Source organism: Chryseobacterium sp. Leaf394 (assembly GCF_001424105.1).
Taxonomy (GTDB): domain Bacteria; phylum Bacteroidota; class Bacteroidia; order Flavobacteriales; family Weeksellaceae; genus Chryseobacterium.
The window spans coordinates 350032-361877 of sequence record NZ_LMQH01000010.1 but is presented as its reverse complement, the minus strand read 5'-3'; the positions used below and the strand labels follow the sequence as shown (position 1 = coordinate 361877).

Annotated in this window: 7 protein-coding genes; all 7 read right to left on the bottom strand. The window is 37.9% G+C overall.

The window, feature by feature from the left end; translation table 11 throughout:
* Window positions 1-7 precede the first annotated feature (7 nt).
* On the bottom strand, window positions 8-3058 hold the full coding sequence (locus tag ASG21_RS04485) for a SusC/RagA family TonB-linked outer membrane protein (protein ID WP_056076481.1): 3051 nt from the start codon (window positions 3056-3058) through the stop codon (window positions 8-10).
* A 358-nt stretch (window positions 3059-3416) separates the two neighbouring features.
* Entirely contained in the window at window positions 3417-6428 is a 3012-nt protein-coding gene (locus ASG21_RS04480) for a DUF4982 domain-containing protein (protein ID WP_056076479.1), read from the bottom strand.
* Between the two features lie 110 nt (window positions 6429-6538).
* Window positions 6539-7726: a mannonate dehydratase gene (uxuA, locus tag ASG21_RS04475; protein ID WP_185113707.1), complete on the bottom strand. Its 1188-nt coding sequence runs from the start codon at window positions 7724-7726 to the stop codon at window positions 6539-6541.
* Window positions 7727-7814: 88 nt separating this feature from the next.
* The gene (rhaM, locus tag ASG21_RS04470) at window positions 7815-8129 is read right to left on the bottom strand and encodes an L-rhamnose mutarotase (protein WP_056076476.1); all 315 of its coding nucleotides are present in this window, start codon (window positions 8127-8129) and stop codon (window positions 7815-7817) included.
* Window positions 8129-9217, bottom strand: coding sequence for an L-rhamnose/proton symporter RhaT (rhaT, locus tag ASG21_RS04465; RefSeq protein WP_056076475.1), 1089 nt, complete (start codon window positions 9215-9217; stop codon window positions 8129-8131). The genes rhaM and rhaT overlap by 1 nt, the downstream gene beginning before the upstream one ends.
* A 675-nt stretch (window positions 9218-9892) precedes the next feature.
* Entirely contained in the window at window positions 9893-11053 is a 1161-nt protein-coding gene (locus ASG21_RS04460; protein WP_056076471.1) for a glycoside hydrolase family 88 protein, read from the bottom strand.
* A gap of 16 nt (window positions 11054-11069) precedes the next feature.
* Window positions 11070-11837, bottom strand: a complete 768-nt coding sequence (locus ASG21_RS04455; RefSeq protein ID WP_056076468.1) for a rhamnogalacturonan acetylesterase — start codon at window positions 11835-11837, stop codon at window positions 11070-11072.
* Between the last annotated feature and the right edge of the window lie 9 nt (window positions 11838-11846).

Here is an 11846-nt window from a genome sequence, read left to right as displayed (position 1 = left end):
TTAATAATTAGAACGTTAAATTTATTCCAAGAACATAGCTTCTTGATCTTGGATAAGCAGAACCGTCATACCCTGGTGTAACTGCTACGCCACTTGCAGCCGATACTTCCGGATCGAATCCTGAGTACCCTGTAATGGTAGCTAAGTTATTCAAAGTACAGTAAATACGTGCATTCGTTAACCCTACATGTTTAATAAATTCTCTGTCTAAACTGTATCCTAATGTCACCTGTGCAATTCTTAGATAAGAACCATCTTCCACATAGTAAGAAGAAGGATATGTAATGTTCTGAGAATTTACGGTACTTAAACTCCAGTTACGGGAAGCTTCATCAGGATTCAGCTCTTTCAACCGTGCTACATTATTGGTAATCTGGCCTGTGTTGGGATCAATAAGACGGTAGAAGTTGTTTGCAAATTCTGTAGGAATATTCTGATTTAAGGCGTAAGGGCTTAAACTGTGTTTTGTGGAATTGTAAATATCCCCACCAACACTGAATTTCATAAATATGCCAAGGTCAAAACCTTTGTATGAAAAGTTGTTTTGCATACCACCAAAGAAGTCTGGTGTACCATTTCCGATTTTCTGCATTTTTCTGGTGAACTGATCTCCCTTCTCATTATCTGCAGCAAATTTCATATCTCCCGGTTTTGCAGTTCCTGTAGCAGGTTTTACAACACCCGGCTTCAGAGTTCCGAACGTTCCGTCAGCATTTACTGTGAAATCATCGGTTGTATAGACTCCCTGATAAACATATCCGTACATGTCTCCCAATTGCTCTCCCACAGTGGCATAATAAGTAACCATACCCGTTCTGTTTCCACCGACACTGAATGTTCTGGTGTTTTGATTCTGCTCAAGGGAAAGTACTTTAGATTTGTTTGAAGAGATGTTAAAATCTGTTGACCATCTGAAACCTTCAGTTTTGAAGTTGATCGTGTTTAAAGTAAATTCCATCCCCTGATTGGTCATCGACCCGATGTTCTGATATTGTCTTGAATATCCCGAAGATACAGGAAGAAGACTGTGGAGAAGCATTCCGCTTACTTTATTGTCATATAATTCAGCTGTTAACCTTATTCTGTTGTTGAACATTGCCAAATCCATCCCTAAGTTGCTGTTCTGAGCTTCTTCCCAGATCAAATTGTTGTTTCCTAAGTTGGTTCCCGGAACATAAGCAGGATTTCCCGGTGTATTATTCATCGGATAATCTGTCTGCACTATATTGGTTACGAACAAATTACTGCCAATATCGTTATTTCCTGTAACCCCATATTCATATCTGAATTTTAAGTCGTTGATTACGTTGCCAATTTTGGAATCCTGCCAGAAATTTTCCTGAGAAACTCTCCATGCTGCTGCAAAAGATGGGAATAATCCCCATTTCTTGTTAGGTCCGAATTTAGAAGATCCGTCATAACGAAGTGTACCCGTTAACAAATACCTGTCATCATAGTTATAATTTACACGTCCGAAATAAGATAATAAACTGTTTGGAGTAGATCTGCCTGCCGATTTATCCTGTACAGTTGCATTATTGATATCATCTAATCCGAAATTCGGAACAGGGAATTTAATCAATCTCATGCTGTTGCTTTCAGATGCTGAATAAACCACTTCCTGACCAGCCAAAGCATTAATTTTGTGGTTCTCACCTAAAGTCGTGTTATAAGTAACGGTATTGGTAATCTGGTATCTGTAAGATTCACTGTTTCCGATACTACCGTTAATACCTGTATTTACCGGATCGGTAAGAAAGGCTCTTGAATTTTCATCTGAGAATGACTGAGATTTGCTGTTGCTGAACTGATACTGTCCCGCAGTTCTGAAGGTAAAGTTTTTGAGGAAATCAACTTCTAACCCAAGATTGGCAACAAATGCTCTTGAGCGACTGTTTTGAGTAGACGCTCTGGTTTCTACAAAAGGGTTTTCTGTATCATACCCTGAATCTAAACTTGTGTAATCAGGGAAAGTCTGTGTATTGAAGAGCTGATCATCAGTAAATAAAGTACCTCCAGTTATTGGCTGAAGAAGAATTTTTTTCATGCCGCTGTAAGCACCCCCACCATTTGTTGAATTAGACGTAAACATAGAACTGAAATCTACTCTCAAGCCTTTTTTCAATTCAGAATTAATGTTGGCTCTTAAGGAGTTTCTTGTTTCGCTGAAGTTCTGTAACAGACCGTCCTGCTTATTGTAGTTGTAACTTACAAAAGCCTGAGTTTTCTCGTTTCCTGTAGAGAAGTTAACGTTTTGGTTTTGAGTCATCCCCGTTCCCCCTAGCATTTTTTCCTGCCAGTCCAATGCTGCTGCATTGGCATAACGGTTTGAAATTCTATTGAATGCACCGGTATAAAATCCAGGTGTGTCTAATGCCAAACCATTATCATAAACGGCACTCCATGCAGTCATTTTATTCTGTAGCTGAGCAAATTCATACTGATATTTTACAAACTGCTCCGAATTACTCATCATATCAAGCCTTTTGGAAAGCATATCAAACATGATGAAGGAGTTGTAATTGATTACTGTTCTTCCTTTTTTACCGGTCTTTGTTTTAATAACAATAATACCGTTGGAACCACGGGCACCATAAATTGCAATAGCCGACGGACCCTTCAAAATATCAATACTTTCGATATCATTTGGGTTGATTACATTCAAAGCGTTATCAAGCTGGAAACCATCAACAATGTATAAAGGAGTTGTCCCCTGAGTAATTGATGCACCTCCACGAATAGTTACGTTGGCACCAGCACCGGGAGCGCCGCCTGCAGTAACGATATTCAGACCAGCTGCTCTACCCTGTAAAGCCTGTAGGGCATTCATTGCGGGAGTTGCTGCCAGTTCTTTCGCCGAAACTGAAGCTACAGAACCGGTAAGATCAGATTTTTTCACCTTTCCATATCCTATAACTACAACTTCCTCGATGTCTTTAGTATTGTCCTTTTGCACAGTATCGTTTACTGCCTGTTGTCCGAACATAAGACCTGATGCCAGCAAAAAGAGCGGCGCCATGAGTGGCTTAAAATTCTTGTGTTTAACTTTGATAGACATATATTAATTTTTATTTACATTGAATTATGCTTGAAAAGTACATTCTTACAAATGTTTTAGCATCCTGCCATATCCTGCATTATAAAATTCATAATTTTTCATAATAATTTATATATTATTCTATTAAAAAATGGATTTATTATTAATTTAATCATTAAATCGGAAGTATTATTTAAATTTGTAAAACTCATCACCCGACTGATATTTATCATGTTTTCTTCTGAACATTTTCAAATACTGGCACAAGACTTGATAAAAAAGGCAACCAAAAAATTTAGTCGCCTTTCAAAAAGCTAATTTGAACTCTACAATGACATTAACTGAATATGAAATTCATACTTAAAATTTACGTGGAAAATTAAATTTCTACTTTCTCGTAGAACTCAATTTCTACGATTCCAATGGAGCTTTTCTGTTTTTTTTCATCATTGATTTCTTTCTTTCCTGTAATTTCTACAACACTGCCAAACGCATCTTTTTCTGATGTTTTACCCACCAACTCTACTTTGACTGTTTTACCTTTTACAGGCTGCGATAGTGGGATTGAAAAATAGCCCAAACTTTTTGGTGTATTGCCTTGAAAGACTACTTTTTCATCAACTGATATTTTAATAGGATAACTTTTATTACGCCATGAAACCAATTTCATTTCAACTTCGCTAATAGCTGTTTCTTTCTTGAATGTATAAATTATAAAGGCGTTAGAAATGTCACCGTCACTGCTCCATTCACTCAGTTCGTTATCATCGAAACTCAATTTTGCTTTGTCTGAATTGCTTCCAGCTTCAGCATGTTCAATCTCAACCGATTTTCTTGAAACTTTAAATGAAGGATTCTCCGGTGTTTTTCCTCTTGATAAATTGGCAGGCAGAAAATCAGCACTGAAATATTTCGACAAACCGTCTTTTGCAGGATTATCAACAGATTTAAATTTAATTTCGTCTGAAACCAAACCTACTGCATTGGCCTTAAGTGAAATCTCGCCTTTTTGAAGTGTAGAACGGATTAAAACACGGTTGACACCTTGCTCAACAGGTAGTTTTTGAGAGAGAATATAATTATCTTTTCCTTTGGCAATACCTCCGCGCCACTCTGCCGGACCTTTTAATTCGAATGAAATTAAATGATCTGCCAACGGGCAACGATTTCCTTTTTCATCAACAACTTCTACCTCAATCAAAGCTAAATCTGAGGCATCCGCTTTAAAACCGTCTGCAGCATTCATTTTTTTTAATTTGATAGCGTATGGCTTTCCGGCAGTCTCTATTTTATCTCTACTCAACTCTTTATTCTGAATATCGTAACTCACCGCTTCAATCGTTCCCAGCAAGAATTTTACATTTTTAAAAGTAAACCAAAAACCATCTGTCTTCTCGCCAAAACCCTGTGATTTTCCGTTGATAAAAAGCTCAACTTTCTCACCACTTGAAACTGCAAAAATATCTTTCACGGTATTTTCAGGATAATTCCAGTGTCCCACCAAATGCGTACGGTAATTTTCGACATCTACCCAACCATCCCACATGACCTGATGGGCAAAAAAGCCGTCTTTCGGAAGGCGCATGGCATCTACTTCGCCGCTTCTTCTGTAATTTTCAACGCCACGGTAATGGGTATTGGTATCTGAAAAAATAATATTCACACCACCTGAGCTTACACGATTTCCCGTTCCGGGGCGAACCCGGTAATAGTCATACCATCTCGTCACCGTTTCTTTGGTAAATGTATCCTGATTTCTGTTGTAGACTTCAGCATCTTTGCGCGGTTCAACTTTGTTGGTAACTGTTGACCGGTAGACAGAATTTCCTTCTCCGTCTTTATGATAAGGATATGAATAGCTGTCCCAGTATTTTCTGAGGGCTTCATCTCTGCTGTACTCGGTTGCCCACATCGGAATTCGGGCCGATTTGTTGATGTAAAGCATTTCTCCACCATATTCAGCAGTTTTGCTGTCGAGCATTTCACGCGAACCAATGGCTCTTCCTCCGAAAGGATCGTACTGATCACGAATTGCTTTCATTTCTGCCATGTGCTCTTCTGAAATAGATTCGTTACCAGATTCATAAAAAACGATACTGGGATTATTTCTATTGTAGATAATAGCGTCCCGCATTAATGAAGTTCTCTGCTTCCAACGTCTGTCCTGTACATCTTTTTCTGCATCACCGGCGGGCATTGCCTGCATCAATCCTACACGGTCGCAGCTTTCTACATCCTGTTTCCATGGGGTAACGTGCATCCAGCGAACAAGGTTGGCATTGCTGTCGACCATCATTTTATTTGAAAAATCACTTAGCCATGCTGGAACCGACATTCCGACGGCAGGCCATTCGTTACTGGTACGCTGTGCATAACCTTTCATCTGAATCACCCGGTCATTGAGCCAAACCATTCCTTTATCAAACTTAGTTTTTCTGAAACCTGTTTTGGTCTTAACTCTGTCGACGAGTTTATTATCAACATATAGTTCAGTATAAACTGTATACAAATAACCGTATCCCCAGCTCCAGAATTCAATATTACTGAGTTGATCTTCTGCTGTAAGAATCTTTTTTTCTCCGGGTAAGATTTTAGTTTCAGTGCCTTTTACTGTTTTTACGGTTTTACCTTTCGGGTCTTTGATGACTGCTTCAAATCTGACATTTTTAACTTCTGAAAATTCATTTATAATTTCAGACTCTGCATGAATGACTGCCGATTTATTTTTAATATTAAAATCTTTTGCATAAATATAAGTTCCTACTGTTCCGAGATTTGAATATAACGGAAGCGTTTGGTAAACTTTTTCTTTAATATATAAATTGACATTTTTGGGAATACCTCCATAATTGGCATTGAAATTTTTATCATTCCACTGATATCTTTGTCCTGTGGCTTTTTCTTTATAATCCCAAGCATTATCAATCCTGGCAGTGAATATATTATCTTCATTTCCGAATTTTACCTGGTCAGAAATATCTAAACCAAATGCCATCACCCCATTTTCGTGACTTCCCACATGTTTGCCATTGATGAAAAATTCACCTGCAAAACGGATTCCTTCAAACTCCAGAAAAATCTTTTTTCCTTTGGCTTCTTTAGGCAGTTTGAAATGTTTTCTATATAAAACCACAGAGGTCGAAAGGCTGTCGATGGCTACCTTGAACGCCTCATCTTCGTTGAAAGCTCTGGGCAAGGTGATTTTTTTCCAGTCTGAGTCTTTTAAAGTAACTGATTCACCGTTTTTTACATCTCCGATATGCAAAAGCCACTGGCTGTTGAAATTGTATTTCTGAATCTCAGGATTGAATTTAATTTGAGCATCTAACTGCATGAATACAATCAAAACCAACAGGAATATGATTTTGAATCTGACTAAAAAATAATTCATATCGGAAGATTTTTATTATAATAACTGGATATTCTTTATTTATTCTAATGCTTAATTTAAGCAAAGGCAAACAGAGAATTTTAAGACATTGACGGACTGCGGACAATATTTTATCTGATATCAGAAAAGCTTCGCCGGATTCCTAATTCTAAACCGCGAAGTTCTGCCAGACCACGTAATCTGCCGATGGCACTGTATCCTGGATTTGATTTTTTTGTAAGATCATCCAACATCTGATGCCCGTGATCTGGTCTCATAGGAAGTTGAAAATCTGCTCTTTTATTTTGTATTCTTATCTTCTGTTCGGTCAGCAAAGCTTTCACAACGCTGTACATGTCGACATCACCATCCAGATGATCTGCTTCAAAAAAGTTGCCTGCCGCATCGCTTTTTGTTGCTCTCAGATGAACGAAATTAATTTTATCACCCAACCACTCAACCATTCCGGGGAGATCATTATCAGACCGCACGCCTAAAGATCCGGTACAGAAACATAATCCGTTGTAGATAGAATCTACGGTCTGAAGGATTTCAATAAGATCAGACTCTGTGCTTACAATTCTTGGTAAACCGAGAATCGGGAAAGGCGGATCGTCCGGATGAATTGCCATTTTGACTTCATTTTCAGCCGCTACGGGAATAATTTCTCTCAGGAATTCTTTCAAATTAATGCGCAATCCGGCTTCACCAATATCAGAATATTCATCAATTAAATCATTAAACTTATCCAGCTGATAACCTTCTTCAGCTCCCGGAAGACCGGCGATGATGTTGTTTGACAACCTGGTTTTTTCATCATCAGACATTTTACGGAATATTTCCTCAGCGTCAGTAAACTGTTGAGTTGTGTAACTCTTTGCTGCGTCTTTACGTTTTAAAATAAATAAATCAAAAGCTGCAAACTGAAGCTGATCAAAACGGAGCGCTTTGCTGCCATCGGGCATTTCAAATTCGAGGTCAGTGCGCGTCCAATCTAAGATTGGCATAAAATTATAGCAGACCGTTTTAATTCCACATTGTGCTAAATTTCGTAGCGACTGCTGATAGTTTTGAATATAAATTTTATATTGTCCTTTTCTTTTTTTGATGTCTTCATGTACGGGAACGCTTTCTACCACATCCCACGAGAGTCCGATGGCCTCTATGGTATTTTTTCTTTTCAGAATTTCTTCTACCGTCCAGATGTCACCGTTGGGAATATGATGAAGTGCAGTGACAACACCAGTTGCTCCGGCCATTTTAATGTATGAAAGCGGAACTGTATCGTGAGGACCAAACCATCTCCAGGTCTGCGTCATGCCCAGCTGTGAATTTTTGAAGTCCTCCATAAGTATCGAAGATATATTTTAGGAAATTATCATTCGTTTTTAAACAATAAGAATATATTTATTTTAAATAAAAAACCTCGGTTAAATCCGCGCTTTTCGGTGAATTGTCTTCATTGGTTTCCATTAAATCTTTCATGTAATCCCACCACTTCTGCATTATTGGCTGCAATGAAATGTTCTGATACCTAATTTCATCGTCATAATGCAGTACACCAAATAATATATTTGTTTCTTCATCCAAAAAAATTGAATAATTTGAAACTCCTGCATCTTTGAGCAAATTTTTAATTTCTGGCCATGTTTCTTCATGACGCTTTTTGTATTCAGCTTCAGCGCCTTTGTTGAGGAACATTTTAAATGCTTTCCTTGCCATTACCTTATTGAATTTCCGTATCCTACAATCAATATAGAAATAAACAGCACAAACATTCCCAGTGAAATGGTAGTGATTGTCTTTTTTGATACGCCTTTCCATTCCTTAATAATTACGCCCCAAAGATTCGCAATTAAAATAATGAATGCCATGTGTAAAATCCATGAGCTTGGGCCGTTCCCCATTTTGCTTTCTCCCATTCCGTAGAAGAAGAACTGTAAAAACCACATCGTTCCTGCCAACGCACAGAAAATGATATTTTTTACGACAGGAACACTCTTTTTGGTATAATCTGAATATGATTTATTTTTAAATGAAAGATAAAGACAACCGATCAGATTCGACAACATCCCGCCCCAAAGAACAACAACATACGTTACATTATTTTGAAAAAGAAATTCTCCCTGATTTGGATTTGCCAGTTTCCATGCTTCATTGGCAATATTCGCCATTGGTTTTCCAGCCTCCAGGCCGAAATTAAAACAGGCACTTAAAACTCCCGAAATGATTGCTACGATCAATCCTAAACCAAATTTGTATTCCGTTTTCACTTCCATTCCGTGAGGATCGATGGCATCGGTCTGAAGTTCTCTGTCTTTCATTACACCCGCTTTTCCGCTGATGATGATTCCGACAACGCAGACCAAAAGTCCTAAAAGAACCATTTTTCCCCACTCGCTGGAAAACATTAAACCGATATTGTCTTTTCCTGCTTCAGGATTAAATTCATAATAGATAGAAGGCAAAAGTGAACCGATTACCATCGTAAGCCCCAACATAATGCTGCTTCCCAATGCGACACCCAGATAACGAACTCCTAATCCATACATAAAACCACCAATTCCCCAAAGTGCCCCAAATAGAAATGTAAATCCTATAATAGCCGAACTTTCATTCTGAATGATTTCCCAAAAATCAGGAATCGTAAGAAATGCAGCCAACGGCGGAACGATAATCCAAGAGAAAGTTCCTCCAATCAACCAAAAAGTTTCCCATTGCCATCCTTTTACTTTTTTGTACGGCATATAAAAACTGCCCGAAGCAAAGCCTCCGAGGAAATGAAATAGTACTCCTAATAGTGCGTTCATAATTTTTCTGATTGATTGAATTTGAAAATTAGCAAGATGTAACCGATTGCGCGTCTTGTAGTGTCATGTATGATGATTTTGAAAAATAATAAAATTCACACGATTTACAAATTTTGGTTTAAGTTGTTGTTTTAATGAATTTTATCTATAATATTTTATTCTTAAAACTTTTAAAATTTGCCCTAAATATTGTGACATTCTGGAATTTAGATTAAAACTGAAAATTAATCAGAGCTCTTTTTATTGTTTAGAGTAAAAATCCATTTCAAAAATACGTTTGACTTCCAATTAATTTTTCATCCAAAAAACAAAAAACCTAACGGGTTTTGAAAACCCGTTAGGTTTGATCTATGGATGTTTGATGATGGGTGATTTCGTGTTAAAAAGATTAGTATTTTATTTTTAAAGACAGTTTTAGGGAAAGTTTAAAGCACGTTTGCAACATACAATCTACTTTAGGGGAAAGTTCATCACACGGGTGCGGCAAGGTTTCCCTCTTATGAGAAAGTTTATTCAATGCGTGCGATTAGGGTTTCTCATGATGAGAAAGTTTAAAGCACATGTGTACTGAACTTTCTCATAAAAAAACCTTCAAGGTTTTAGAAACCTTGAAGGTTTGAGCAGACTTATATTTTAAAGATCTGCAAAATCACCTTGATCTGCGCGAGCTAAAAACTACTTCAATTTATAAACTTCACTACCCGCAAGCAGGAAACATCCCAATCCGTAATCTTCAAAATCAGGAACTTTATCTACAGCTAAAGGTTGTCCATCTTTCGGCTCTTTTCCGGTTCCCTGAACCCAGCCTAAAAATCCGTTGGGCTGAACAGAATCTTTTACCATTGCGTTCCACGCTTTTACCAAAACAGGTAAATATGTACTTCTGTCGATTAATCCGTTATTCACACCGTACGCCATTCCGTAAACGAAAAGTGCAGTTCCTGTCGTTTCTTTTCCACCGAAATTGTTTGGATCATGTAAACTAACATTCCAGAAACCATCTTCCCTTTGGATAGGAATTAAGGCTGCTAACATATCTTTATAATCCTGCAGATATTCTTTATAATGAGGGTCAGATTTAGGCGTGTCTTGCAGCGTTTTTGCTAACGCTGCCACTACCCAGCCGTTTCCACGGCTCCAGTAACAATCTTCACCATTTGGCTCTTTGTAAGGCGGTACAAAATCCTTATCTCTCCACCAGATTTTATCTGCCTGATTGTACAAACCATTTCCGCCATGCTTGTATTTGGTGTAGGCATACATTTCGTAATTTCTGTCGAAATATTTTTGTTCGCCGGTAATTCTACCCAATTTAGTAAAGATTGGCATCGACATTTGAAGCGCATCAATCCACCACCAGTCATCTACTTTTTTAGTGGCAATCATGCTGTCCATCGCTGCTTTCACATTTTTAATTCTTTCAGGATGTTTTCTTCCGTCGATTTCGTAAAGGTCGAGGTAGGTTTGTCCGCAAGCCTGGTGATCGGCGTTTCGGGTGTATGTTCCACGCTGTAAATCCCATTTATGATTGTTTGCCCAAGACATTGCATAATCATAATATTCTTTCTTTGGATCTACAGAGTGAAGCGCCATCAAGCCCTCGTAGTATACCGCTCTAGTCCAGAGATTACTTGGCCAGACTTTCTTGCCAACGATGTCTTTTTTGGTATCCGGCCACTTGTCCATAAAGTATTGATTCGCTCTTCTTGAAACTTCCAAAACTTCTTTTTTGTTGGGAATTTCCACTTTGCTTGCAGAAGCATTCTTCTGTACCGAACAGGAAGTCAATCCTCCGATGATCAGTGCAAAAAAACCTGTTGTTAACAGTTTTTTCATAAGTATATATTTATTTTTATTTTCTTTTTAAATAATTCCTGAGTTCAAATTTCTCTAAATTCTCAATGCCTTTTGCTACCAGTTCTGCATTAAAAATTGCTCCAGCCTCATTAGTATGCGTATGGTCTTTTGGGAAGAAAGCTTTTACTTTTTCGGCTCCCATTTTTTCATATTTTTTGATGACCATTGTATTTAAATCTAAAAAATAAGCGCCGGTTTGTTGGGCAACTTCTTGTGACCAGATTGCGTACTGGTCTTTTTCAATTTTACCTTTCCCGTTAAATTTATTTCTCGGAATTGGCGAAACTATAATAGGAATTGCCCCTTTCGATTTCGCTTCATTCGCATACTTTCTCATGTAATGACCGTAAGTATAAACCGTTTCGTCCACTCTACGGATTGGGTTGTAGATATCTTTGGTTTCTTCTCCAATTCCTTTAATTGTTCCTCTGGCTCTCAGGGTATCTGCCAGTTCGCCACCATCATTATGACCAAACTGCATCAAAACATAATCTCCTTTTTTAATGGTTTTCATAATGGAATCCCACCGGCCTTCTGTGATAAAAGTTCTGCTGCTTCTGCCACCTTTCGCATGATTCTGAATCTCAATTTTTGTTGTATCCAAAAATAAATTCATAAAACTTCCCCAACCCCAAAGTGAGTCTGCACCTTTACCAGAACCATTCTGTACGGTCGAATCTCCTATGATGTAAAGAACAGGTTTATCCTGAAGTTTTTGAAATGACGCTCCGATAATTAAAATCAAAGCTAAGATTGACAGCATGAACTTTAT